The following is a 24367-nucleotide window of genomic DNA, read 5'->3' as shown; positions in this document are numbered from 1 at the left end:
CACTTTAAGTATTAATCATCAAAGCGCTTTTTCGATTCTCACCGCGACGTCTTCAGATACCCAGCCTTTCCACAAGTCAGGGTAGGTATTAAAGAAGTAAAACATCGCTTCTTCACCGTCCGCGTAGTTATCTTCCATCCAGGCCAGCATTTCACTCATTTGCTCGTTGGTAAATCCGCGTTTCTGCAAGTACGCGAATGCTTGGGGTTCTTTGCTCGCAAACGCCTCAGTTGTTACTGTGCGAACTGGAGAAGGTGGGTACATTGTTACTTTTGGTGAAGCGCAATCAGGCTGAGTGGTACAGTTGCGATACTCTTCCAAATCTGTTCCGCTACCAAAATCCACTTTGACCATATCATACTTGCCCAATACGGGTGTTGGTGACCAGTAGTAACCAAACCAAGGCATTTTGCGATCATAGGCTTTGGCGATGGTACCAGCTAGTGCAGCGCCAGAGCCTGGGTCAACCATCTCAAAGCCGTGCTCACTTAACCCTAATGCATTAAACAAGTGACCGGAGGTGATTTGGCATGTCCAACCAGCAGGGCAGCTATAGAACGCGAACTTGTCATCATCTTCTGGGTGTTCAAATAGTTTGGCGTGCTTGATGACGCCTTCTATCGTCGCGAGCTCTGGATACTGTTTTACCAGATAGGCGGGAACCCAAAACCCTTCTTCACCGCCATTGACAAGCGATTCACCAGCGATACGCAAGCGTTTATCCGCAATCCCTTTATCAAGTGCTTCTTTAATGCCGTTTGTCCATAACTCTGGCGCAACGTCAGGTTGCCCCTTTTCAATCATAGAGGTGCCTGTAGGAACGCTATCACCAGGGATCAATTCCGCATCACACTGGTAGCCTTCATTTAAGACAAATTGGTCGATGTGCGCCATTAAGCTGGCCGAATTCCAATTCATGTCTGCGATGGTTATTTTTCCGCATTCGTCCGCATTTGCATGAGTAGATAATGCTGATAGCAGCAGAACAGAGAGCATTGAAGGTGTCGTCTTCATGTGACTGAATTTCCTTGTCGTTGTCATTTACTTCAGTATATACATCGGTTTATAAAGATTCAGTGAACAAGTTTTTTTCAGTGACGTTAAGCATAAAAACGGCGATTTATGAAGCGTTTAGTCAGAGTGGTTGAAAGGGAGTTAATACAGCAAGAACACCCCTTCGTAGCCGCCGATCTCAATGTGAGAAACATAGTCGCCGATGTTACCGTCTTGATCTACAGGTCGCATAGGTTCTGGAAGTGCGATAGTTATCTTCGGTGAGGAGAAATAATCGATATTCTTGCCAAAGAAATCAGTTCGATACAGAACTCGGCCTTTGGTGAATTCGCGGGCTAACACCATCTCTGTAGGGCCATGCATCACTACCGTATCGTCTGAGTGATACGCAAAGTACGTATGGGTTGGTAACAAATCGATAGCGCCATTAGGCAAGTCAGGATGAGCCACTTTGCTCATAGAAGCATCTCCAATCACCGTGTAATCGGCGGAATAGGGCGTGCTGGTGGACATCATTAGCGGAGTCGCCTGATACCCATCTGGGATTTGATTGGTTGGCATACCTAAATCGATGGCAAGCAAGGCGCTAGGTTGATAAGCAATATTCTTTGGTACGCCTGCCTTCCAGAAGTTGTCACTTGTTGTGTTATTACTTCCATATAAGTAGCCATTGTTCCACTGATTAAAGTAACTGCGTTCAGGGTGATAGTTTAAGTAGAACACCGCTAGTGCAGAGTATTGGTCCTGTTTCCAATTATTTTCTGTGTTACCAAAGTATTGAACGCGACCATAACGCGTGGTCGCTTGATAAATCACTTTCTGGCCAGCTTTGGCGAGTGCAGAGTTATCCCAAAACTTAGCTAACCCAGCATAGCCACTAAAGCCGGTAGCAGGGAAAAGGTAGTGCTCGCGCAAGTACAAGGAGCCAGCGTTAACCAAGTGGTTTTGCCCATTACGACCGAATAAGTTTGCCGTACCTATGTTGAGACCAATTAACGCATCTTCATCCAGCGTTGCCAGTTTATTCAAGAACGCCGAGAATTGCGCCTTGTACGCATCGTCAGCAGCTTGGCTACCCGCCACCAAACCAAGCTCATCCACCGTACCACCGGAATAAACGTAGAACTGATTTTCTCCGAGTAACTTATTCGTGTCGTCGTTGTACGCACCATTTAAACCTTGTTTCGCCCATTCAGCTTGGTAATAGTGGCGCATTGTATTGGTAAAAACGGGATTACCGAGATTGGTCAATGCCCAAGAAGAGGTTTGATTCCACATACGACCAAATGGAATAACGCGTGACTCCCAACGAAATCGTGCGGTTGCATTCTTATTCGAACGGTTTTTGTATTCATGCCAAGAAAGATAATTGTCTTGGTTTCGATCTGCAGATTTGTCGAAGCCACGAATTTTACGCCAGCGTTGAATGGTTTGACCTTCAGGTGTCTCCGTTGGTGCTCCTGAGATATTGACGGCAGGGAAGCTATCTTTGAGTTGAATGTTTTCGAGACGTGGGCGGTTTTCTATGTTGTCGTCATGCCAAGTAATTTTCGCAACGTAAAGGCGGCCGCCGTCGCGTAAAAAGGTGGAGCCAAAGTACTGACCGCCACCATAAGTTTTCCCGCTACCATCATGCGTTGTAGCGCGAACCCAATCCGAAGGGACAGACCAGTTGACCGTTTGGTTTTTAGTCATGTTCTCAGTTTTGTCTTTTTTAATCGCGAAGCGTTTCCATTCAGTTACCTGACCAAACGAGTCGATGGCAGAAGGGTATTCAATCGTGAAGCTGCCGCCTTGAGCAAACTGAGAGAACGTAAAGGCTAAGCGGTCGAACTTCTCTGAGTGATAGACATAGAGGGCTCCACCATTATTCGCCTGACCAAATACATCAGCATCCCATGGCGGTGGTTGATATAGCCAAAAACCGGCGCGGTTAGCGTTGGCGGTATAGCCAACGATCATCGGTTTTCGATTGAGTAGAGTATTCTCACCATGGCTTGAGTCGACTTCAGCTAGGATAGTGTCTTCAGAAAAGTGGAGAAAGAAATCTTCGTAGTCAATTCCATTCAGTTCTGCGTGATTACGTATATCGTTTTCCAGCCAACCTGAGTTAAGTTCCAGCTTTTGGTTGTACATGTAACCAAGTGCTTGTACACGCTCATTATGACTTTTACTTTCGTAAGCGCCGAATACGATATCAGCATAATCCAGTTCCCATTCACGTGTAGCCGCAGCAGAGATAGGCTTATCTTGAAGATCAATACCCTGTTCATGCAATCCAGGTAACACGATTGCTGTTCTACTCCAAACGCTGGGTATGGAAAGTAAGCTCAGAGAAGCAAGTGCCATGAGAGAAAAACAATGCGACTTCAACATGGGGTTATCTCACTCATACTTAGATGACTCGAATTAAGGGCCAGAATACAAAGAGAAATTATAGTCTATTCACAAAGTCCTAATCAGGAACCCGCCGATAGAAGGCTTTACCGGAAATCGAGGGGGGAAGCCCGGCAAAAATGAGAAGGTCTGCGTCGGGTGTAGTACGTTCAAAGACTCAAAATTCCGTCTACACAAGCACAAAAGTAACCAGAATTTTAACCTTGTTTCGATTGCCATCATATTGTTGGATTTTCATCAACAATTTCAGTTAAAACCAACTGATTAAACCAGTCATATTCTCTGTTGTATTGATTGCTTATCATACAAAAATTTAACAAAATTAATTTTTATACATTTTTATTGCATAAAAAATCCTTTTGAGTAATATAAATGCCAAGTGACAATTAATGCGGTATGTCAGCATGACTATTCAGGTAAGCGGAATCAATAAATCCTACGGTGAGACACAAGTGCTTCACGATGTCAGCTTTAAGTGTGAAAGCGGCGAAACACTGGTGTTACTCGGTCCGAGTGGTGCAGGGAAGAGCTCTCTACTGCGTGTTCTTAACCTTCTTGAAGGGGCGGATAACGGCCAGTTAAACATCGCTAATGACGCATTCGACTTTTCAACTGAAATCAAAGAGAAGCAAGGTTTAGCGCTTCGTCGTAAAGTGGGCATGGTGTTCCAACAGTACAACCTATGGCCACACATGACAGTGATGGAGAACCTGATTGAGGCTCCGGTAAAAGTCGCTGGCATGGATAAAGAAGAAGCGAAGAAGCTGGCAATGCAAATTCTTGCGACGCTGCATTTGGCAGACAAAGCGGATGCATGGCCGATGCAACTTTCTGGTGGTCAGCAACAACGTGTGGCGATTGCTCGTGCATTGATGATGAAACCGGAAGTCTTGCTTTTTGATGAACCGACCGCTGCGCTTGATCCGGAAATTACTAACCAAGTCGTTAAGATTATTAAAAATTTAAGCGAAACCGGAATTACACAAGTAGTTGTGACGCACGAAGTGGATTTCGCCAAGAAAATCGCTAGTCACGTACTGTATTTAGAAAAAGGACACATCGTTGAGCACGGCACAAATGATTCGTTTTCTAACCCGCAAACCGCCCAGTTTGCTGACTACTTAAATCACTAAATCACGTTTTTAAAGTTCAGTCTATTTAACAGATAAGCTCGGCTGTCATTGCGAGTGTCAGCCCACTAAGTACACACGGAGTATTGCAATGAAAAAGATTCTACTAGCTTCACTAATCGGACTTGTCTCAGCGAACGCAGCAGGACAAGAAGAGATCAAATTTGCGATGGAAGCGACGTACGCCCCATTCGAATACATGGATGAAAACAACCAAATCCAAGGTTTTGATGTGGATCTGGCGAATGCACTATGTAAAGAAATCGAAGCAAAATGCACCTTCCACAACCAATCTTTTGACAGCCTGATCCCAGCATTAAAATTCAAGCGCTACGATGCGGCAATCTCTGCAATGGACATTACTGAGGCGCGTTTGGAGCAAGTGAATTTCACGAATGCATACTATGACAACTCAGCAGCGTTTGTTTCTATCAAAGAAAAAGTGGCTGATCAAAAAGCACTAGAAGGTAAGCGTGTTGGTGTTCAAAACGGTTCAACACACCAAAGCTACCTGATTGAGCAAATGCCGGGCGTAACCGCGGTTCCTTACTCAAGCTACCAAGACGCGTTCATCGATATGAAAAATGGCCGTATTGATTCTGTATTCGGTGACACAGCAGTCGTAGCAGAATGGTTCAAGAAAGAAGACAACCTAGCTTACGTGGGTGAGCACGTCACTAACCCTAAATACTTCGGTAACGGTTTCGGTATCGCAGTAAATAAAGGTAACGACGAGCTAGTGAACAAGCTGAACACAGCACTGAAAACAGTGAAAGCAAACGGCGAATACGACGTAATCTACAACAAATACTTCGGTAAGTAATATGGCACTAACGGGTTACTCTTTATCGCTTGTTCAAGCTAGTTGGATGACTGTCCAGCTAGCCTTCACAAGCCTCTTAGTCGGTTTGATTCTGGCAGTGGTATTCGCCAGTGGTGAAATGTCTCGCCGCGTTTTCGTTAAATGGCCAATGACGGCGTTTGTGACGATTGTACGTGGCTTGCCAGAAATCCTTGTCGTGTTGTTCATCTATTTTGGTTCGACGCAGGTTCTGTTTTTAATCACCGGCGACTTTATTGAAGTTAGCCCGTTCTTGTCGGGCGTGGTGGCGTTGTCATTGATCTTCGCTTCTTACGCTTCTCAAACTCTACGTGGCGCATTAAAAGCCGTTGGAAGAGGGCAGAGAGAAGCAGCAAGTGCACTCGGCATCAGTCAGGCACATGCTTTTGTTCGCATTGTTTTGCCACAAGCAGTAAGACACGCACTACCAGGTTTAACTAACCAATGGTTGGTTTTGCTGAAAGATACCGCGCTTGTATCACTGATCGGAGTAACGGATTTGTTGAAACAAGCACAGCTAACATCTGCAGCGACACATGAAGCGTTTACATGGTACGCAACTGCTGCGGCGATTTACTTAGGCATTACTTTGATTACACAACGTGCCGTAAAACTGATTGATAAGAAGTTCTCAATTCAAGGCATGAGCATGGGACAGGAGGCAACCGCATGAACGAACAACACGTTTGGCAAATGCTGGATGGCTTAGGCACTAGCCTTCAATTGACCGCCGCTTCTTTGGTAGTGGGCTGTCTCTTAGCTTTGATGATGACGCTGACTCTGATCCTACGTACTCCGGGTTTGCATCGGGTAAGTCGTGGCATCATCACCTTGTTTACTGGTACACCTTTGTTGGTGCAGATCTTCTTGGTGTACTACGGTCCGGGTCAGTTTGATGCCGTAAGAGAAAGTGTATTCTGGACATGGTTAAGCCAACCTTGGTTCTGTGCGATGTTGGCGTTAGCGTTGAATACCGCGGCGTACAGTACTCAGCTGTTCAAAGGAGCGTTTAACGCGATTCCTTCCGGTCAATGGCAAGCGTGTCGTGCATTAGGTATGAACAGAACTGCAACACTGAAAGTGCTGCTACCATACGCTATTCGTCGTGCTGTTCCTGCTTACTCGAACGAAGTGATTTTGGTCTTCAAAGGCACGTCACTAGCAAGCACGATTACGATCATGGATCTGATGGGTTACGCGCAGCGTATTAACGCACAAACCTACGATACGTTGACGGTATTTGGTATTGCAGGTGCATTTTATTTAACGGTAAATGGTGTGCTAACTCTCATTTTCCGTCAGGTAGAGAAGAAAGCATTGGCGTTCGAAGCCGCATAAACCTTCCATCAAACATTTATCATTTAGCTCCACAGTGCCTCTGCGAATGACTCTCTTGTAGAGGCATTTTTTATATTCGTCATGGCAAATTCCTCAAGTTCCCCCAAACTTAATTCAACGCAATTGTATTGGTGGCACCATGGAAAGAAGACACTTTTTAGTGCTGTGGACATTGTTGTTCGTACCCTCTTTAAAAGCGAAAGCACCAATCCGGCCAACGCCAGCACAAACTGAAGGGCCATTTTATCCAGTAGTGAACATTCCTCTTCGTCAAAACTTGATTCTGCAATCAGAAGGTTTGGTCGGTGAAGCTATCGTGTTGCAAGGTAAAGTCGTAGATACATCGGGAAACCCAGTTTCAGGCATCAAAGTAGAAATCTGGCAATGCGATGGGCAGGGGATTTACGATCACCCTAAGCAGCCAAATAATGATAAGTTTGATACTCACTTTGCAGGTTTTGGCGCGGTAGAAACTCAATCGGATGGTCGCTACTTGTTCCAGACTTTGTACCCCGTGCCTTATGCCTCTCGTCCACCGCACATTCACGTTAAGTTGTGGCGGGATAACCAAGAGCTTCTGACCACTCAGTTGTACTTAAAAGGCAATACTGGTGATGAATGGTGGGGTGGCAAAGCCCGAGATTATCTACAGTTTGAAACCATACGAACCGACGGGCGATTAACTGGCCAATTTAACTTTGTGATTGGCTAGCTAATCCGGTTAAGCCATTAACTCAACCAATTGCGCCAAGCATTCTTTATCCAGTATCGGATGAGGCTCGACGCCCGTGACCAAAACGATATCCACGGAAGGTAGCGATGGCATATCGTCTAAGATCTTAAGATCCTCGCTAACGCTAATACTGCCCATCGCACCGATAGCCATGCCTGAACGTACAATTGCTCGTTGTGCAGAAGCCGTATTGCAACATGCCAGTAGTTGATAAGGAGTGCCACGTTTGGTTAATCCGTCTACTGCTGCCGCATGGTATTTACAGTCGGTTTGGAATAGGGCGAGAGGGAGAGGTTGGGCGTTCTCAATGTCAAAATCAGGATGAGCAATCCATACGCCTTTGTCGCTTGCTAGCCAGTAACCTTCCTCACTGTCCGGTGCTCTTGTCACAATAGCGGCGTCTAGCTTTCCTTCATCGAGTTTTTCTCTCAAAGTGATGCTTGGCTCACTAAAGACTTGAATCGAACATGTGGGCTCAGATTGTTGTAATACGCGAATGACTCTAGGCAGGATATTGTCGTTGTAATCCTCGGGGCAACCTAAGCGAAGAGGGCGCTTGTTTTCATAACGTTTCACTTGTTTCAGCGCTTGATTGTGCAAGCTAACCAATTGCTCTGCGTGAGAGCGCAGTGCCAGTCCCGCTTCACTCAATACTAGGTTGCGACCTTCTTTTTCAAACAAACTGACGCTGAGTTCGTCTTCTAGCTTACGCATTTGAGCACTGAACGCGGATTGGGTGCGATTGATCTGCTTGGCTGCACGAGTGAAACTTCCCGTTTCGACAAAAGCCAGAAAGCTGCGTAACGCATCGATATCCATATCTAAAACTCATCCATCGTTTTTGTTGAAGTGTTCCATCAAAACTATCCGTTAGTCCCCTTAAATACAATCAGATATTGTGAATGGGTACTCAAAACACGAACCGTATGGAGGCGTCATGAAACTGTTTATTGCTAATCAAAACTACTCAAGCTGGTCACTTCGCGCATGGCTGATCTTTTCTCAATTCAAACTGGATGTGAAAGTCACCAAGCTCAAATTATTCACAGAAGATTTTTATAAGACCTTGGAAGATATTACACCAACCGCGAAAGTCCCTACCTTAGTGGATGGTGACGCAACAGTGTGGGATTCATTAGCGATTTTGGAATACGTTAACGAGCAATACTTACAAGGCAAAGCATGGCCAAGTAAGTCTGCAGAACGGGCTAAAGCACGCGCCATCGCATCAGAAATGCATTCGGGTTTCTTTAACTTAAGAAGCGAACTCCCAATGAACATCCGCGCACGCAGAAAAGTCGATTTAACGGAAGGTGCGCGTAAGGATATTGCGCGTATTGATGCCATTTGGGCTGAGCAAGCCAAACTGTATCCCAACGGTTGGCTATTTGGAGAATGGTCGATAGCTGATGCTATGTATGCACCTGTGGCATTGCGTTTCCAAACTTACGGTATCGAGTTATCGGAAGGTGCCAAAGCTTACCAACAAAAGGTGCTAGCAAGTGAATCTTTACAGCAATGGTTGGAAGAGGCGAACCAAGAAACGGATATCGTAGAAGAAGATGAAGCAGGGGTAGAAGTATAAGCGCATCTTGCGATCGCCTGTAGCAAGGGAAAGCATGACAAAGCACGCTTTCCTCTTCTAGGATGGTTGTAGTTTCCGGCGCGTTTAAGCTAGGTGTTCAACAATCGCTCTGCCTACGCCGTGTGCGCTCGTTGGGTTTTGACCTGTGATGACACGATCATCCACAATTACAAACTCTTGCCATGGTTGCACTTTAGAGTAGCGCGCTGCGCTGCGTGCAAGAGATTCTTCCAATAGGAATGGGATATCGTTGATGGTGCCGAAGTCGATCTCTTCTTCGCGAGTGAAACCTGTTACTGATTTAGACGCAAGCAGCTTTTCGCCATTGCTAAGCGTGATAGGAAGAAGAGCGCCCGGACCATGACAAACTGCTGCAACAATACCGCCATCTTCATAGTGTTTTGCAGAAATCTTGGCAAAATCTTCGTTGCTCGCTAGGTCTGAAAGAAGACCAAAACCACCCGGATAGAAGATCGCATCATAGTTGTCACCGTTGATTTGTGACACTGGAATCGTGTTATTGATGCGGTTCTGGAAATCATCATCCGCCAAGATTTTCTCGTTTATTGCGTCACCTTCGATGTCGGTTCCGTACAGTGGTGCTTGCCCGCCTTTGATAGAGGCAATGTCGTAATCGAAGCCTGCACCCAGTAGTTCGCTAAGGGCATGAGTGAGCTCTGGCGCGTAAGTTCCGTTTGCTTGGTCAGTTTCACCAAGGGTCGCATGGTTCGTCACAATGATGAGTACTTTCTTCATGATGGTTTCCTTTTTGGCTTACGTGTATTTGTTGAACACCTTCATACTAATTGCTAAACAAATAAGTGATAATACGATTAATTGGCAAAACATTATTGCTATATAGCAAAGGTAAGTATGGACAGTTTTGAAGGCATCAATGAGTTTGTTACGGTTGCTGAGAGCTTAGGGTTTTCTGCAGCGGCAAAACAGTTAGGTTGCAGTACCAGTCACGTCAGTCGCCAAGTCACAAGACTAGAAGAGCGATTAGGTGTCGCTTTGTTAGCACGTTCGACAAGAATGGTGAGTCTAACGGAAGCGGGGCAAGCGTATTATCAACAGTGTAAAGAGTTGGTGATTGGGCTTCAGCAAGCCAATGAGCAACTCACCACGCAGCAAACTCAATTGAGTGGTACGTTACGTGTGAGTGCCGCTGGTGCGTTTTCTGAGAACCATGTAGCGCCTGCCTTGATGGCGTTTGCCAAGCAACATCCTAATCTCACGGTTGAAATTAACTTCAACACCAGCATGGTCAACTTTATTGAAGATGGTTTCGATTTTGCCATTCGTTACGGCAGGTTGAGTGATTCAGGCTTGGTTGCGAGAAAGCTGGTGGATCGTCCCATGGCAGCGGCAGCCAGTCAGCGTTATCTCGATGAACATGGTTTGCCAACGCACCCAGAGCAACTCAAGCGTCATAGCTGCATTATTGCCAATAAGGACGTTTGGTTGTTTGAAAAAGACGGCAAGCCTTTAGATGGCGTAAAAGTGCAGGGCAGATGGAAGAGCAATAACGCACACACGGTCTTGCAAGCCTGTGCAGAAGGATTAGGTGTGGCGTACTTACCGAAGAGTAGTTTCAACGATGCTATTTCGTCTGGTCGTTTGGTGCCAATACTAGAGCCGTATTGGGGAAGCGGCAACAGCAGCTGGATTGTTTATCAGAATCGTCACTTTCTACCACTACGAGCGCGATTGGCTATCGACTTCTTGCTTGATCATTTTGTCGATTGGCAGGAGTAATGAGGCTCTGCCAATCGGTTTGTTTATCCATTTGTTAGATCGTCAACATACTAACGTATCTACATGTTTTGATAGCTTGGTCCGCCGCCACCTTCTGGTGCTTTCCACGTGATGTTTTGCGAAGGATCTTTGATGTCACAGGTTTTGCAATGAACGCAGTTGGCGGCATTTATCTGAAACTTCAACTTATTGTCCACTTCCACCACTTCGTAAACCCCAGCGGGGCAATAGCGCTGACTCGGTTCGTCATACATACCTAAATTCACATCAATTGGAATGTGAGGGTAAGTCAGAACAAGGTGACAAGGTTGATTCTCTTCGTGCTGTGTTCCCGACAAAAATACCGACGAAGGCTTATCAAAACTGATTTCACCATCTGGTTTTGGGTATGCAATTGGGTGGCACTCTTGTTTAGGTTTTAACTGCTCATGATCGTGCGAATAGTCCTTGATAGACCAAGGTAACGGCTTCTTAACCAGTGGTTGCCACAGGTTGTGTTCAAAAGTCGAAAGAGCACCGCCCAGTATGCTGCCAAACTTATGAATGTTCGCACCAAAGTTACGCGTTTCAGCGAGTTCGTCATACAACCATGATGGTTCAAACAACGACTGGTAGTCTGGCTCAGAAGCTCCAGTTTGTCGGGCCGTATGTACCGCTTCTGCTGCAATGATTCCGGATTTCATTGCTGTGTGGCTGCCTTTAATTTTAGCAACGTTCAAAGTCCCCGCATCACAACCAATCAATAAACCGCCAGGGAATTGCTGTCTCGGCAGAGAGGAAAGTCCACCTTTCGCAATGGCTCTTGCGCCGTAAGCGATGCGCTGAGCACCTTTCAAATGTGGTTCAATAGCAGGATGGTGCTTAAAGCGTTGAAATTCGTCAAACGGACTCAAGTAAGGATTGCTGTAATTCAAGTCGACAATAAGCCCGACGGCGATTTGGTTGTTCTCCATGTGATAGAGAAAACCGCCGCCTGTGGTATTTGTTTCACTCAAGGGCCAGCCAGCGGAGTGGATAACACTGCCAGATACATCCTTACTGTCAGTGGGTAACTCCCATATCTCTTTTAGGCCAAGCGCGTAGTGCTGTGGTTGCTTTCCTGCGTCTAGGTCGAACCTTTGAATAAGTTCTTTACCCAGATGTCCGCGACAACCTTCAGCAAAAAGGGTGTATTTTGCCCTTAGCTCGATACCTGGTTCAAAGTTAGGTTTGGCCTGGCCGTTCTTATCTAGTCCCATATCGCTCGTGTTAATGCCTGTCACGGCGCCAGTCTGATCATAATTGATGCTTGCAGCGGCAAAGCCCGGAAAAACTTCCACCCCAAGATTTTCTGCTTGGTTAGCGAGCCAACGGCAAAGGTTGGCAAGGCTAATTACGTAATTATTCTCGCCATTTATCATTGGACGCGGTGTAAGGATGTGAGGAACTCGAATATGGTTTTGTTCAGTAGTAAGATAAAGGAAATTATCTCGTTGAACCGAGGCTGCTAGCGGGGCCTCCATTTCTTTCCAGTCGGGGAAAAGCTCATCTAAGGCACTAGTTTCAAAAACAGCGCCAGATAAAATATGTGCGCCCACTTCTGAGCCTTTTTCTACAACGCAAATTGAAAGTGCGTCACCTTCACTGTCTTGGTTGAGTTGAGCTAGCCGACAAGCGGCGCTTAAGCCTGCGGGTCCGGCCCCCACGATCACGACATCAAACTCCATGCATTCTCGTTCCATCTTTATGCTTCCTTTCTATTATCGTCATCTGCGTGACAGGTTTTGGTTTCTATACAGAAAACTATAGCTCAGTTGACGTTAACGTGAAGTGGACTAAGCTCAAGTAATGGATCTGACGTGTTATATGAGGCATGACCATGGAAGACCGACCATTAGCAACACTTGTGCTCGCAGAGCATGACAACCAATCGTTGGCTGTAGGGACGCTGTGTGCAATTAAAGCGGCATTTGAGATTAAGGATGATGATAAATCGCTTCCTGTTTCTGTGTTGCTTATTGGTTATCAGTGCCAATCAGTTTTGGATGAGTTGAATTGTGTTCAAGGTGTTGCAGAAATTATCTGGGTTGATGCGAAGGGATATGAACATGGATTAGCGGAAAATATCGCACCTTTGATCTCACAAGTAGCCAAAAACTACTCACACATTCTTTCTCCTGCCAGTACATTTGGTAAGAATGTGATGCCTCGTGTGGCGGCGTTGCTTAATGTTGGTCAACTTTCTGACGTGATGACAATCGAGTCTATCGATACGGTGATTCGTCCAATTTATGCTGGAAATGCATTGGCGAGAGTCACGTCGAATGATCCCTATAAAGTGATGACCATAAGAAGTACGGCTTTTGATGCCGCAGAGCTATCTGACACGCCAGTTGTCCCTAAGCTTACTCAAGTCGACACGGTGATTATCAATAAACTTAGTGAGTTTGTTTCGCAACAAACGCCAGAAAGTGAGCGACCAGAATTGCCAGCGGCTAGAGTAGTAGTGTCGGGTGGTCGTGCATTCGGGAGTAAAGAGAAGTTTGTTTTAGTAGAACAATTGGCTGACAAGCTAGGTGGAGCGGTAGGGGCGTCACGAGCGGCGGTCGATGCGGGCTATGTGTCTAATGACCATCAAGTTGGGCAAACCGGCAAAATTGTTGCACCGGAGTTATACATTGCCGTCGGAATTTCTGGCGCGATCCAGCATTTGGCGGGAATGAAAGATTCCAAGGTGATTGTTGCAATTAATAGCGACCCTGATGCGCCTATTTTTGACATTGCAGATTATGGATTGGTCGACGATTTGTTTGTGGTAATGCCTGAGCTGTTAGAGAAGCTGTAGATATAGTCTTGCTTCCTAAAACAAAAGGCTTCCGGACTGGAAGCCTTTATCATTTGATTTTTATAAGTTACTTTTCGCTCGGACGTTGCAGGTGCTCTGCAAGTACTTTTGTAAACCTTGCAGCTTCACCACCAGTACAAGCGCGATGATCAAACGTTACGGATAGCGGCATTGCTTTCACCGAAATTGCTTGACCATTTCTTATCACAACTCGGTCGAGTATTCGGCCCGCGCCGACAATAGCGACTTGTGGCGGTGTGACGACAGGTGTCGCGTAAATACCGGCAATCGCGCCGAAGTTGGAAAGCGTAATCGTCGCGTGTTGCAATTGCTCACGACCGATTTTTCTCTCTCTGATCCCTTCAACGGTTTGATCGAGCCAACGACGAACATCTTGTGGCTCGTATTCATCTGCGTGGCGCAAGACTGGCACGTACAATCCATGACGGCTATCTACTGCAATTCCTACATTGACCGTTGTGTGTACACAGCGTGTCATGGTTTCGGCATCAAACCAAGCGTTTAAAGCGGGCTCTTCTTGACACGCATGAACAATCGCTTGAACAAGGCGGATACTGATATCTTCGTTTGGCAGCCAATCTTCCAACAATGCTTCTTCCGTAATGGTTACGGCAGCAACATGTTCGTGCGATTCGGTCATAGACGATACCATGGTACGTCGAGCGCCTTTCAAAACTTCGGTGCCTGGACGCTGTTTTCCGGCTTCGTCGTAAATATCGGCATCTACGATAAGTCCGTTCGGGCCACTACCTGACACAAGGTTAAGATCTACCCCAAGTTTTTGTGCCAACAAGCGAGCCGAAGGCAGGGCGGTAACGAGGTTACTTTCTGTCGTGTTGTGGTTGCCACCAATCCAGAAATCATCAACGTTAACATGATGCGCTTGGTGAGAAACGCTACCGACGACGGTTGCGGCGTCAGCAGTGGCTTTTTTCTCTGCCGTTACTTCTCTCCCGGCACCTGTTTCATCAATCTCTAGCAGTAATGCACCAATATTGACGATTTCACCTTCCTCACCATGACGGCTGACCACACGGCCCGAATAGGGGGCAGGGACGTCGACCGTCGCTTTTGCTGTCTCTACGGTTAAGATCACTTGATCTAATTTAACCATGTCACCGACATTAACGTGCCATTTTACAATTTCTGATTCAGCGAGGCCTTCGCCGAGATCGGGTAAGTTAAACGTCTTCATTTCCAATCCTCCACGAGTTCGCGCGCTGCGGTCACAATGTCTTCTTTCTGAACCATGAAATAATCTTCGTTACGGTAATAAGGCATAATGGTGTCCATTCCAGTTACTCGTTTAGGTGGGGCTTTAAGTAAGCACATGGCGTGTTCAGCGGTTCGAGCTAATAGCTCAGATCCCACACCACAAGTTTTACTCGCTTCATGAACAACGAGTAAACGTCCAGTTTTTTCTAGTGAGCTGAAAATCGTCGCGGTATCAATTGGCTTAATACTCGCCAAATCAATCACCTCGACTTCAATTCCCTGACTAGACAAGGTTTGCGCGGCCTGAAGTGACTCTACGACGCATGCGCCCCAAGTAACGAGCGTGATATCTCGCCCCTTGCGTAAGGTGAAGCAGGTGTCGAGTGGGAGTGCTTCGCCGTTATCAACGACTTCAGATTTAACGGTGCGATATATGCGCTTCGGTTCGAAGAACATGACGGGATCATTGCTTCTAATTGCAGCGAGAAGTAAGCCGTATGCGCGTTGTGGAGAAGAAGGAATCACCACTTTAAATCCAGCAGTGTGAGCAAATAACGCTTCCACGCTTTCTGAGTGGTGTTCCGGAGCGTGGATACCGCCGCCAAATGGCGCACGGAAAACCGCGGGACAAGTGAGCCGACCGCGAGTTCTGTTACGCATTCGAGCCGCGTGGCACATTAAGTGCTCCATCGCAGGAAAAACGAAACCTTGAAACTGAAATTCGGCGACAGGTCGTAATCCTTGCGTTGCCATACCGACCGCAACCCCGCCGATTAAGGCTTCAGCGAGTGGCGTATCGATGACTCGTTTAAGACCAAACTCTTGCTTGAGTCCAACAGTGGCACGAAATACACCACCATTATCGCCCACGTCTTCACCTAATACGACAACATTGGGGTCTTGTTGCATTTCGTGGTGCAGGGCAAGGTTTACTGCTTCAACCAACGTTAGCTCAGCCATGTCTGCCTCCCTGCATTCTCATTGCCTTGTTGATGAGTTCATCTCTTTGTGCATGAAGCTCTTGAGGTAGCGATTCATACAAATAATCGAAACCGGTTTCTGGTGCTTGTGGCGGTAAGCTCAGATAGCGTTCAACAGCTAACTCTACTTGCTCTTTACAGTAATCTAGCCATTGCTGTTCTTGTTCGTCGCTCCAAGCGCCTTGATTAAGGAGGTACGTTTTAAGACGTGCGATAGGTTCGTATTGCCATGCAGTTTGAACATCATCTTCTTTACGATAACGAGTCGCATCATCGGCCGTAGTGTGGTCACTCAGTCGGTAACTCACCGCTTCGATGAGTGTTGCACCTTTCCCTTTTCTTGCTCTCTCAAGGGCGGTTTTAGTTGCATCATAAACGGCGACGACATCGTTACCATCGACAGTAATACCCGGTATACCTGCACCTTGCGCTTTTTCTGATAAGAAATCGGCGGCACATTGGAGACTACGCGGCACTGAAATTGCCCACTGGTTATTGTTTACGACGAAAACAAGTGGAATATTCCAAGTACCTGCGCAGTTTATTGACTCAAGAAAGTCCCCTTTGGATGTACCACCATCGCCGCACATGACTAGCGCAGCTTCATGGTTACCTTGAATTTTTAGCGCGGAAGCCACCCCGACAGCATGCGTACATTGCGTCGCTATGGGTACACAGTAGGGAAGGTCTCGGCTAGGAACCGGACTGCCTTCAGGAGCAAAATCACTCCCGCGCTCATCGCCACCCCAGTATTGAAGGTTCTTTTCCATGCCAATGCCACGACACCACATCGCAGGCATATCGCGGTAGTAAGGAACAAACACATCATCGGCTTTAAGTGCTCTGCCGACCGCAATGCCTATGGCTTCCGCGCCTAAGTGTGAGGGATAGGTCCCTAGCTTACCGGTGCGTTGCAAGGCAACTGCTTTGTTGTCGTAAGTGCGAGTTAATACCATATCTCGGTAAAACCCGACCAATGTTTCAGTGTCAGCCCAGTTGGGTAGTTGGCCGACTAGGTCCCCACGATGGTCGATAAACCGATGCATGGGTAATGCCTGAACGTTCATCTCAAGCTCCTTTTGACGCTGCGGGTCTTTTGGACTGCAGCTGTTCATACAAAACCAGAGTTTGTATGGGTACTCAAACTCTGATATCAGCGCAAAGGCCATACCTAAGGTTGCGTGTGCTTTCGATAGCGGTAGGCATCTGTTCGTCCCTTAAACTATTTGTCGATAACATCGCTGCGACTATTTCACCGCAAGATACAGAGAAAGGCTTTTCTGTATCTAACCCTCTAACTAAATCGTGGTATAGCCAGATACAATAAGTGTAAACAAATTGTTAAATTATGCTTCATTTTGACTTTCGCTCAGTAGTAAAGTTTTGCTTACACCCTGATTTTGCAGAGTAATATGCTGCTATTTTGTTGGTGGTATTTTTAAACTCGAATTTAATTACTGGTTAATGAAACATATTTGCAACAAAATTTGGCTGTAAAATTTGACAAAGTGAGTCATTATTAATGAATCAACTCAAACAGTTGCTATATGATGAATTGCAAATTTTTGTTGTGCTCGAAGCCTCGACCTTATGAGAATGCATAACTTCTTCCCAACTGAGTGGAATCAAGGTAGGGTGACGGCATTACAAATGTATACCCTCGGCAGTCCTTGAGCTTATCCAAAGTAGGTGGTGCTCAAGCGGAAGTGATTATGGAGAAGTTATGTACCACGCTCATGTTTATTTTCCCCTAAGAGAACAAGATAAAGCGCAAGCCTTGAACGAGATCATCCGTCAAGAGCGTCAAGATGTGCTGCGTGTGTTTCCATTAGTTGGAAGGTTAGTTGGCCCACACAAGATGCCGATGTTTGAAATTCACCTAGAATCATTGAGTGAAGAGTTCTTGGCGTGGCTTGATACGATTCGAGGCGATTTTTCTGTGCTTATTCACCCAGTAAGCGAAGAAGAGTTGCTCGATCACACAGAACGCGCGATTTGGTTGGGCAGAGAGATTGGTGTATTTGAAGAAAAGTTAGAGAAATAGTTGCTCTTCTCGCCCATGCATGACCGCTTTGAATCCTTCTCTTCTCATTGCGGTCGCAGCTTCTGCTTAACGCCTCATCTTCATTGATGGGTGCGGAATCCCTCTCTTACGCTTTGCTGTAGTTATTTTTGTGCTAAACCTAAAAGTAGGCTTTCGAACTTCACGCACAAAGCGTGAAAATGTTGCTGTTTAGCATACCATTAAATGAATTTTGGTGGTAATAAAATAATAAGTCTTTGATAAATCAAATAGGTATAGCAGGGAAGTGCAGTTTACGACCCCAACGCCATTGGCAGTGGCGCCGATAATTTATGAGGGGGAAGGGTATGTTTTCAATACTCTTGGTTATACTTGCACTCTATATATTTTGGCTGTTGTTTCGCAACGGGCCTGCGTTTGCCGGGCGTACCGCTCAAAAAAAACGTGACTGGGTTGGGCCTACCGCCAACAAAGAAGAGTGGCGAGGATTTTGTACGGATGTATTTCAGCCGTTCAGTTCTCAAACGACTTTCTACGCCATTGCTTATTTTGCCAATTACGTAGCAGCAGCGAACGCAATATCTTGGTCAACGATATACGAAGGCGATTATCCGGTCATCATAAGCCGATTTGGTAGCTACTTCATTTTAAGCACGCATGATGCACTGGTCGTAGCTGGGTTTATTGCGCTTGCTTTCTTTATCATTAATTGGCAACTTGCCATGCGCTGCTCTGGTATTCTTAGCCAGTATCTAGTGCGGATTCTTATTATTAATCAAAAGCGCTTTGTCGCGATTAGCTTGGTGTTTTGCAGCTACTTTTCGTACCTACTGACGCTTGGTATATTCTGGCTGTTCCATGATGGGTATTCAATCTGGCATGGATTAATGCTTAGCCCCGTGTTCCTGTTGTTAGCTTTATTGGTAGCGGTTGTTGTGCCATCTGCAAAAAGAGAAAATAGTGTACCTAAGTAATCCCGAGATGGTTTGTTCAGCGGGAATAGTTTGGCTTGTAGACTAGGTGGTGATGTAAAGGACTAGCGAGTCTAAATCACGAAGCGGTAACAAAGTATACGAGCCGAGATCTTTACTTCATCAGATATTTGGATGGCTTTGGGGCGTTTACTTAAGCAAGGTAGGCTGCACTTTTAACTCGATCAGATTATCACGTTCTGGTTTAGCCTTATCGAATGACAAAATAAAGCTGCAATTCGATAACCCTAGACAAGATGATATGTCTTCGTAAAAGGGGGAAGTGTTCGTACTGGGAACTTAGAATTAAAAAACGCGGCCAAAGAATAGCCGCGTTTATTAGAATAAGAGATTTAACTTTCTGTCACAGGTTCAGAGGCTTGTTCAGCGCTTGAATCCACAGCTTTTACAAGTAGTAGACCAACACCTCCGACGATGGCACCACATAGAATAAACACTAAGCGCCCCCATACTGGGTTAGGTAGCAGAGCCATAAACATGACACCTATACCTGCGACCGCGATAAGTTTACCCAGCATTTGACGTTGCTTGTTATCGAGTTTTCTCTGTGCCACTGATTCCGCTACAAGAGGCGTTGATAGGTTTTCAAAGAACTTATCGACATCTGCTTGGCGTTTGTCAGTTAGAGGCTTGTAGAATAGAGTCGACAACATGAAGAAGCCACCAGTTAGCGTCATGTGTCCGATTAGACCTATTGCTACTTTCACATCAGACCATTCTCGGCTAGTCAACTCCTCAAGGCCAAACGCCGATGACACCATATCAGCTGTGATAACAAACCCAACAAGGTAGGAAACGATGCCACCCACGACTAGAGTTCCCCAACCGGCCCAGTCTGGAGTTTTCTTGATAAAGAAGCCTAAAAACGCTGGAATTGTCATTGGGAACCCGATGAGCGCACCAACGTACATCATAGTGTCGAATAGACTCAGACCTTTTAGAGAGTTTATAAACTGCGCGATTAGAATAATTGCAACGCCAAATACCGCCGATGTTGCTTTAGAAACTGCGACTAGCTCTTTCTCTGATGCTTGGCCTTTACGAACGATCGGTTCATAAAAGTTCTTTACGAAAATACCTGAATTGCGGTTAAGACCAGAGTCCATAGAGGACATCGTAGCAGCAAACATTGCAGCGACCAGAAGTCCAACCATACCTGCTGGCATGTATTCTTGAACGAAGTATAGGTACGCGAAGTCGCCTGCTTTGTTACCAGCATCTGGATAAGCTGCCGCTAAATCAACACCTTGGCCTGCAATATACCAAGAAGGCATGAACCAAATGAAAACTCCACCCAACATCAATACACATGCTAGCAAAGCTGCTTTTTTTGCATTTTTAGAGTCTTTTGCAGCTAGGTAACGGTAAGAGTTCAACATATTGTTTGTAATAGAGAACTGCTTAACGAAGATAAAGAACGCCCAAATACTAAAGATGCTTAAGTAGTTCAGGTTGTTACCTGCAACAAAGCTGCCACTTTCTGCGACTGGGAAGTTAGAGATAATTTCAGTAACTCCACCACCTTGAACAATAGCAACGGCTGCACATGTGATCGTTACCGCCATGATGATGACCATTTGCATGAAATCGGAGGCGATAACCGCCCAAGAGCCGCCAGTTACCGACATCGCAAGTACAACTAAACCGGTAATCCAGATGGTTGCTGTCATATCAAAACCAAAAATACCTGAAGCTATAATAGCGAGGGCGTTAAGCCATACACCTGCAGAGACAACACTGTTTGGCATCGAAGACCAAGTAAATACTTGTTCGTTTGTTGTACCAAAACGCATACGAATGGCTTCTATGACAGTTACGACGCGTAACTGACGAAATTTCGGTGCAAAGTAAGCGAAGTTCATGAAGTAACCAAACGCGTTTGCAAGGAAAATAATAGCGACAGCAAAACCGTCATTGTAGGCTTTACCAGCGGCGCCAGTAAATGTCCAAGCAGAGAATTGAGTCATAAACGCCGTTGCTCCAACCATCCACCAAAGCATGTTGCCGCCACCTCGGAAGTAGTCGCTTGTAGTACTAGTAAAAGTTCTGAACATCCAACCTATTGCGATTAAGAATAGAAAATAGATGCCCACAATGAGAGTATTGAGTTCCATCTTTAGACCTTTGAAGTAGTTTATTGTCCTAAGTAATAGTAACGTTCGCTCCTCTTATTTGTAGTACAATAACTCAAAACCGTGACCAGTAAGGCGTAATAAACCCTTTAATTAATCATACAAGTGATCGGTGTCAGATATTGCTTTTCTCTGAAGCTGCTAAAAGTGTCGAGTTTAGGTATGGGTTCTATGAATATACTTATAAAGAATCTTAAGTCCTCTAATAAGAATGGACGCGGATTTATGCATATCTGGCAGAGGGATATAACATCGATTGATGTAGGATTGTTAAAAAAAAGCCCATGCAAGCCTGTACTGCATGGGCCAAACGGTACTAGTACCGCGAGCTGTCGGCTGAAGTTCGCAACAGCGGCTTTACATGATTACTAACCACTGCAGATGACGTTCGAGGGGACATCACCTGAATTCGGTTGTTTATGTAACGCTGCTAGATCTTCGACAATCATTGCGCACATGCAATGCTAAGCTCTCTAAAATGTAGTTATGATATGGAGCAACTAATCAGTTTACACTCGCTCTGATGTTGGCAAGTGACAATGGCTATTCGCTGCATTTTGCTAACGTCGCCTCCATTAATGATATTGTATTATTAATTAAGGTAAATGCTGATGATACCAAATTGTGACAGAGAACATGTTTAGCAAATAGGCCTGTGATCTGGATGATTACAGGCTAAGCCGGTAAAGGGGCCCGACTGTCGCTTTTGTCTGAGGTGCGATACGGGTTTGTTGAACTAATAGTAACTCTGCAGTTGCAATTGCATCTGCAAGTGCATTATGGCCGTTGTAAGCGGGTAACCCGTAACGTTCCCTTGTCGCTGCTAGAGTCACATCTGATTCATCGGAAGCATTGATAGCTCTTTGTAACCTTTTTTCTATTCGCAAGGTGTCTATCCAAATGAGCGGCAACTCTTTTATGTTGAAAACTCGCTGTAAATATTGATTAATAAAGCTAGTTTCGACTATACATCCGTGCGCAACAATAACTTTGTTTTCTGCTGCTTTAAAGAATGTCCGCATTGCTTCATGAATAGAGATTCCATCAGTCAGCATTTGTTGGGTAATATGGTTAACAACTATGGTTTCGGGCTTAATTTTTGAGTCGCTATGTACATAAAGGTGTTGACTTGTTGCTAAGTCAATATGGCCTTGTCGAATCTCTACCCAGCCCATGGAAAGAATGACTTCTTCCTCACTGTCTAAGCCAGTTGTTTCAAGATCTAGAACGATGAACTCAGTGTCAAAAGCTCGTTGATTTACGTCCAGATTTGGCGAGCGAAGCAGCTTTTTAAGATAAAGAGGGATGTGCTTCTTTTTACAGTGCTTTTGTCTCTGACGATTTTTTCGTGTCAATGGATGAAAGTACTCAAGTAAGCGCTTCATTATCGGCTCCCAAAACGGAGTTTGGCGACTTCTTGTAGATCTGCAATGATGCGGAACGCGTCTTTTAAATGTTGACGTTCAAAACTACCGAACGTATTGGGGTCAATGTGGTTATTTGGCTCATCTCCACTTTTTAGTGCTTCTAATTGATGGGCAAATCGAAACGACAAGATGAATTGATATGCGTTGATTATATTTTTGTACGCGTCATGGCTGAGCAGTCCTTTTTCGTTAGCTGCTTTAAAACGCTCATCAGTTGCAGTGAGGTCACATTCAACTGCCAGACCATAAATCCTTGCAAGATCAATGATTAGATTAATCGCGTATTTTTTTACGTCGAGCGTTTTCTTGTTCTCTCCCGATTTTTGTAATACTAGGCTATTGAATATTCCTAGCGGTGGGTTTGTTTTCACCGCATCGTTAACTAACATCGTAAGGAATTCTCTATTAGCGTTGATGTTAGAGTGAAGCTCATCGCGAAGTATCTGTTCAAAGTCTTTGTTTCCATAAACGGTTCGGATTTCTAAAAAGACACTGATATTGAGGAGGCGCTCGTATTCAGGATTTGCCACCCATTTCTTATAGTACTTTTTCCAAACAGAGAGAGGCTGGCACCATTTAGGGGTCGCTGCCATAAATTTCCCTGGACACAATGGATAGTTACATTTATTCAGGCCATTACTTACTATCATTGCTAAATGTTTGAAGTAGATACGGTCGTTATCTGTTGCCGAATCATCTAATACGATGGCGCTATCTTGATCTGACAGCATATGTACTTCTTGGCGAGCATGAGAGCCTGCCACAATCCAAGAGAAGTCACAGGGAGGTGTTCCCAACTTATCAATGGCTATTTGTATTAACCTACGAGTGTACGCATCCATAATCATGGTCATCACTTTACCAATGATTTCTGGTGAAACCCGTCCTTCGACTAATGCTTCAAAAATAGCTTGGCGCTCAGACGTAAAACTAGACAAAGCTTTGACACTGCCAGCATATTTGATCTTTTCAATTAAAAATATTGCTTGGACTCGATGGTTTTGAACCAAGTGCGTTGTTGTCAAAACGCCAACGACGTTATTGTCTCTGACTAGGGGTAAATTTCTTATGTTGTGCTGCATCATAATGGAGGCTGCGTGCAGAACTAAATCGTCAGGATGAATTGTTTTAGGATCAGGCGACATGACTTCGACGACTGGTGTTGAGATGCTTAATCCTTTGGCGATGACTCGCTTTGTCATATCTCGGTCGGTAATCAGTCCAACTATTTTATTATCACGATAAACGACAGCGCAGGGAGAGCACTTATCGATCATCTCGTTGGCGACTGACTGAATGGATTGCTCAGCGGTTACAATTGCAACTCGACCACTAGCAACTTCCTCTACACGCCGAATAAACAACCCTTTTTCTTTGTTAGACCACACGACATCTAATGCTGACTTTAGCCGTACCTGAGCTTGTGATGCAAAATGTTCAGCACATTCAGGATGAGAAGTGCACAACTTTTTTAGCGCAGCATTTGGAATTACATAAACTAATGAATTTTCGATTGCAATTGCTTTGTATTCTTTTCCGCTTTCGACTTCGTTACCAAGAAAAGTGAAGCCAAACAAATCTTCCGGACCAAGTTTAGCTCTCAATATGCCATCAGATTTACGCTGTTCGATAGAGCCAGTTCTAATAATATAAAGTGACTTTTCGTTCTTAGAAGAATACTGATCAACAACATCCCCCTTGCTTAAATAAGTGATCTTAACAGATGAAGCAAGCTCGCGAAGTGCACCTTTAGGTACCTTGTCAAACGGATCAATCTGGCTGATAAACTGTATGATATTTGGCAGTAGCGAGTCGGTCATAACACAACATTCTTAAAATACATTTGTATTACTATATATCAAAATATTGATGGTGTGCCATAAAGAATTGGAGGAAACGAAATTAAAAAAGCACGCGAGATGCGTGCTTTTGCCTAGTTATTAGATCGCCCAAGCCC

The 24367-nt window shown here is 45.2% G+C and carries 22 protein-coding genes; 11 read left to right on the top strand and 11 right to left on the bottom strand.

The annotated features are described in order from the left end of the window. Positions 1 to 18 precede the first annotated feature (18 nt). Positions 19 to 1014, bottom strand: a complete 996-nt coding sequence (locus IQP38_RS15710) for an ABC transporter substrate-binding protein (protein WP_138940348.1) — start codon at positions 1012 to 1014, stop codon at positions 19 to 21. A gap of 141 nt (positions 1015 to 1155) precedes the next feature. Further along, a complete protein-coding gene (locus tag IQP38_RS15705) occupies positions 1156 to 3390 on the bottom strand; it encodes a hypothetical protein (protein WP_193837732.1) in 2235 nt (744 codons plus the stop codon). Between the two features lie 425 nt (positions 3391 to 3815). Here IQP38_RS15705 and artP point away from each other — a divergent pair, with 425 nt between their 5' ends. The 5 genes from artP (at position 3816) to IQP38_RS15680 (ending at position 7432) form a co-directional block, all read left to right on the top strand. Next, positions 3816 to 4544: an arginine ABC transporter ATP-binding protein ArtP gene (gene artP, locus IQP38_RS15700; RefSeq protein ID WP_318128759.1), complete on the top strand. Its 729-nt coding sequence runs from the start codon at positions 3816 to 3818 to the stop codon at positions 4542 to 4544. An 88-nt stretch (positions 4545 to 4632) separates the two neighbouring features. After that, complete coding sequence (locus IQP38_RS15695) at positions 4633 to 5364, top strand: arginine ABC transporter substrate-binding protein (RefSeq protein WP_193837730.1); 732 nt, start codon at positions 4633 to 4635, stop codon at positions 5362 to 5364. Position 5365: 1 nt separating this feature from the next. Then, on the top strand, positions 5366 to 6055 hold the full coding sequence (gene artQ, locus IQP38_RS15690) for an arginine ABC transporter permease ArtQ (RefSeq protein ID WP_005388570.1): 690 nt from the start codon (positions 5366 to 5368) through the stop codon (positions 6053 to 6055). Next, positions 6052 to 6720: an arginine ABC transporter permease ArtM gene (gene artM / locus IQP38_RS15685; RefSeq protein ID WP_176311589.1), complete on the top strand. Its 669-nt coding sequence runs from the start codon at positions 6052 to 6054 to the stop codon at positions 6718 to 6720. Before artQ ends, artM begins: the two co-directional genes overlap by 4 nt. Before the next feature lie 139 nt (positions 6721 to 6859). Then, complete coding sequence (locus IQP38_RS15680; protein WP_193837729.1) at positions 6860 to 7432, top strand: protocatechuate 3,4-dioxygenase; 573 nt, start codon at positions 6860 to 6862, stop codon at positions 7430 to 7432. Positions 7433 to 7441: 9 nt separating this feature from the next. Here IQP38_RS15680 and IQP38_RS15675 read toward each other — a convergent pair whose 3' ends face one another. Next, positions 7442 to 8272, bottom strand: coding sequence for a LysR family transcriptional regulator (locus IQP38_RS15675; RefSeq protein ID WP_193837728.1), 831 nt, complete (start codon positions 8270 to 8272; stop codon positions 7442 to 7444). Positions 8273 to 8390: 118 nt separating this feature from the next. On the opposite strand from IQP38_RS15675, the gene IQP38_RS15670 reads away from it, so the two are divergent. Beyond that, positions 8391 to 9038 carry a glutathione S-transferase family protein gene (locus IQP38_RS15670; RefSeq protein WP_193837727.1) on the top strand — a complete coding sequence of 216 codons (648 nt, stop codon included), beginning with the start codon at positions 8391 to 8393 and terminating at the stop codon, positions 9036 to 9038. Between the two features lie 84 nt (positions 9039 to 9122). Here IQP38_RS15670 and IQP38_RS15665 read toward each other — a convergent pair whose 3' ends face one another. Further along, positions 9123 to 9794: a type 1 glutamine amidotransferase domain-containing protein gene (locus tag IQP38_RS15665; RefSeq protein WP_170893282.1), complete on the bottom strand. Its 672-nt coding sequence runs from the start codon at positions 9792 to 9794 to the stop codon at positions 9123 to 9125. Positions 9795 to 9911: 117 nt separating this feature from the next. Between IQP38_RS15665 and IQP38_RS15660 the strand changes: the two genes are divergently transcribed. Continuing rightward, complete coding sequence (locus tag IQP38_RS15660) at positions 9912 to 10796, top strand: LysR family transcriptional regulator (protein WP_042521059.1); 885 nt, start codon at positions 9912 to 9914, stop codon at positions 10794 to 10796. A 59-nt stretch (positions 10797 to 10855) separates the two neighbouring features. Here IQP38_RS15660 and IQP38_RS15655 read toward each other — a convergent pair whose 3' ends face one another. Then, complete coding sequence (locus IQP38_RS15655; RefSeq protein ID WP_054701352.1) at positions 10856 to 12517, bottom strand: electron transfer flavoprotein-ubiquinone oxidoreductase; 1662 nt, start codon at positions 12515 to 12517, stop codon at positions 10856 to 10858. 137 nt (positions 12518 to 12654) lie between these two features. Between IQP38_RS15655 and IQP38_RS15650 the strand changes: the two genes are divergently transcribed. Beyond that, a complete protein-coding gene (locus IQP38_RS15650; RefSeq protein WP_017821214.1) occupies positions 12655 to 13620 on the top strand; it encodes an electron transfer flavoprotein subunit alpha/FixB family protein in 966 nt (321 codons plus the stop codon). Positions 13621 to 13687: 67 nt separating this feature from the next. On the opposite strand, the gene IQP38_RS15645 is transcribed toward IQP38_RS15650, so the two are convergent. Genes IQP38_RS15645 through pdhA form a run of 3 tightly spaced genes read right to left on the bottom strand, consistent with a single transcriptional unit; the run spans position 13688 to position 16903 of the window. Further along, the gene (locus IQP38_RS15645) at positions 13688 to 14836 is read right to left on the bottom strand and encodes a dihydrolipoamide acetyltransferase family protein (protein ID WP_005375831.1); all 1149 of its coding nucleotides are present in this window, start codon (positions 14834 to 14836) and stop codon (positions 13688 to 13690) included. After that, a complete protein-coding gene (locus tag IQP38_RS15640; protein WP_042521051.1) occupies positions 14833 to 15816 on the bottom strand; it encodes an alpha-ketoacid dehydrogenase subunit beta in 984 nt (327 codons plus the stop codon). Before IQP38_RS15640 ends, IQP38_RS15645 begins: the two co-directional genes overlap by 4 nt. Then, positions 15809 to 16903 (bottom strand): pyruvate dehydrogenase (acetyl-transferring) E1 component subunit alpha, encoded by a 1095-nt coding sequence (gene pdhA, locus IQP38_RS15635; protein ID WP_025998586.1) that lies wholly within the window; start codon positions 16901 to 16903, stop codon positions 15809 to 15811. The genes IQP38_RS15640 and pdhA overlap by 8 nt, the downstream gene beginning before the upstream one ends. 65 nt (positions 16904 to 16968) lie before the next feature. Here pdhA and IQP38_RS15630 point away from each other — a divergent pair, with 65 nt between their 5' ends. The 3 genes from IQP38_RS15630 to IQP38_RS15620 all read left to right on the top strand — a co-directional run bounded on the left by IQP38_RS15630 (position 16969) and on the right by IQP38_RS15620 (position 18833). Continuing rightward, positions 16969 to 17163 (top strand): hypothetical protein, encoded by a 195-nt coding sequence (locus IQP38_RS15630; RefSeq protein ID WP_127891143.1) that lies wholly within the window; start codon positions 16969 to 16971, stop codon positions 17161 to 17163. A 396-nt stretch (positions 17164 to 17559) separates the two neighbouring features. Further along, the gene (locus IQP38_RS15625; RefSeq protein ID WP_005375836.1) at positions 17560 to 17880 is read left to right on the top strand and encodes a DOPA 4,5-dioxygenase family protein; all 321 of its coding nucleotides are present in this window, start codon (positions 17560 to 17562) and stop codon (positions 17878 to 17880) included. A 326-nt stretch (positions 17881 to 18206) separates the two neighbouring features. Beyond that, positions 18207 to 18833, top strand: coding sequence for a hypothetical protein (locus tag IQP38_RS15620; protein ID WP_154203902.1), 627 nt, complete (start codon positions 18207 to 18209; stop codon positions 18831 to 18833). A 350-nt stretch (positions 18834 to 19183) separates the two neighbouring features. On the opposite strand, the gene IQP38_RS15615 is transcribed toward IQP38_RS15620, so the two are convergent. The 3 genes from IQP38_RS15615 to IQP38_RS15605 all read right to left on the bottom strand — a co-directional run bounded on the left by IQP38_RS15615 (position 19184) and on the right by IQP38_RS15605 (position 24230). Further along, entirely contained in the window at positions 19184 to 20965 is a 1782-nt protein-coding gene (locus IQP38_RS15615; protein WP_031781211.1) for a sodium:solute symporter family transporter, read from the bottom strand. Positions 20966 to 21651: 686 nt separating this feature from the next. Next, positions 21652 to 22368 (bottom strand): 3'-5' exonuclease, encoded by a 717-nt coding sequence (locus IQP38_RS15610; protein WP_005388533.1) that lies wholly within the window; start codon positions 22366 to 22368, stop codon positions 21652 to 21654. Beyond that, a complete protein-coding gene (locus IQP38_RS15605; protein ID WP_017634232.1) occupies positions 22368 to 24230 on the bottom strand; it encodes a putative nucleotidyltransferase substrate binding domain-containing protein in 1863 nt (620 codons plus the stop codon). Before IQP38_RS15605 ends, IQP38_RS15610 begins: the two co-directional genes overlap by 1 nt. Positions 24231 to 24367: the final 137 nt, after the last annotated feature.

Origin of the sequence: Vibrio sp. OPT41 (genome assembly GCF_015163595.1) — a bacterium.
In the GTDB taxonomy this organism is placed as follows: Bacteria; Pseudomonadota; Gammaproteobacteria; order Enterobacterales; family Vibrionaceae; genus Vibrio; species Vibrio alginolyticus.
The sequence above is the reverse complement of the archived record's forward strand: the minus strand, read 5'-3'. Positions and strand labels throughout refer to the sequence as shown.

Coding starts and splice junctions, on each gene's coding strand:
- IQP38_RS15710 (WP_138940348.1), bottom strand. CDS start 1,014: ATGAAGACGACACCTTCAATGCTCTCTGTTCTGCTGCTATCAGCATTA.
- IQP38_RS15705 (WP_193837732.1), bottom strand. CDS start 3,390: ATGTTGAAGTCGCATTGTTTTTCTCTCATGGCACTTGCTTCTCTGAGC.
- artP (WP_318128759.1), top strand. CDS start 3,816: ATGACTATTCAGGTAAGCGGAATCAATAAATCCTACGGTGAGACACAA.
- IQP38_RS15695 (WP_193837730.1), top strand. CDS start 4,633: ATGAAAAAGATTCTACTAGCTTCACTAATCGGACTTGTCTCAGCGAAC.
- artQ (WP_005388570.1), top strand. CDS start 5,366: ATGGCACTAACGGGTTACTCTTTATCGCTTGTTCAAGCTAGTTGGATG.
- artM (WP_176311589.1), top strand. CDS start 6,052: ATGAACGAACAACACGTTTGGCAAATGCTGGATGGCTTAGGCACTAGC.
- IQP38_RS15680 (WP_193837729.1), top strand. CDS start 6,860: ATGGAAAGAAGACACTTTTTAGTGCTGTGGACATTGTTGTTCGTACCC.
- IQP38_RS15675 (WP_193837728.1), bottom strand. CDS start 8,272: ATGGATATCGATGCGTTACGCAGCTTTCTGGCTTTTGTCGAAACGGGA.
- IQP38_RS15670 (WP_193837727.1), top strand. CDS start 8,391: ATGAAACTGTTTATTGCTAATCAAAACTACTCAAGCTGGTCACTTCGC.
- IQP38_RS15665 (WP_170893282.1), bottom strand. CDS start 9,794: ATGAAGAAAGTACTCATCATTGTGACGAACCATGCGACCCTTGGTGAA.
- IQP38_RS15660 (WP_042521059.1), top strand. CDS start 9,912: ATGGACAGTTTTGAAGGCATCAATGAGTTTGTTACGGTTGCTGAGAGC.
- IQP38_RS15655 (WP_054701352.1), bottom strand. CDS start 12,517: ATGGAACGAGAATGCATGGAGTTTGATGTCGTGATCGTGGGGGCCGGA.
- IQP38_RS15650 (WP_017821214.1), top strand. CDS start 12,655: ATGGAAGACCGACCATTAGCAACACTTGTGCTCGCAGAGCATGACAAC.
- IQP38_RS15645 (WP_005375831.1), bottom strand. CDS start 14,836: ATGAAGACGTTTAACTTACCCGATCTCGGCGAAGGCCTCGCTGAATCA.
- IQP38_RS15640 (WP_042521051.1), bottom strand. CDS start 15,816: ATGGCTGAGCTAACGTTGGTTGAAGCAGTAAACCTTGCCCTGCACCAC.
- pdhA (WP_025998586.1), bottom strand. CDS start 16,903: ATGAACGTTCAGGCATTACCCATGCATCGGTTTATCGACCATCGTGGG.
- IQP38_RS15630 (WP_127891143.1), top strand. CDS start 16,969: ATGGGTACTCAAACTCTGATATCAGCGCAAAGGCCATACCTAAGGTTG.
- IQP38_RS15625 (WP_005375836.1), top strand. CDS start 17,560: ATGTACCACGCTCATGTTTATTTTCCCCTAAGAGAACAAGATAAAGCG.
- IQP38_RS15620 (WP_154203902.1), top strand. CDS start 18,207: ATGTTTTCAATACTCTTGGTTATACTTGCACTCTATATATTTTGGCTG.
- IQP38_RS15615 (WP_031781211.1), bottom strand. CDS start 20,965: ATGGAACTCAATACTCTCATTGTGGGCATCTATTTTCTATTCTTAATC.
- IQP38_RS15610 (WP_005388533.1), bottom strand. CDS start 22,368: ATGAAGCGCTTACTTGAGTACTTTCATCCATTGACACGAAAAAATCGT.
- IQP38_RS15605 (WP_017634232.1), bottom strand. CDS start 24,230: ATGACCGACTCGCTACTGCCAAATATCATACAGTTTATCAGCCAGATT.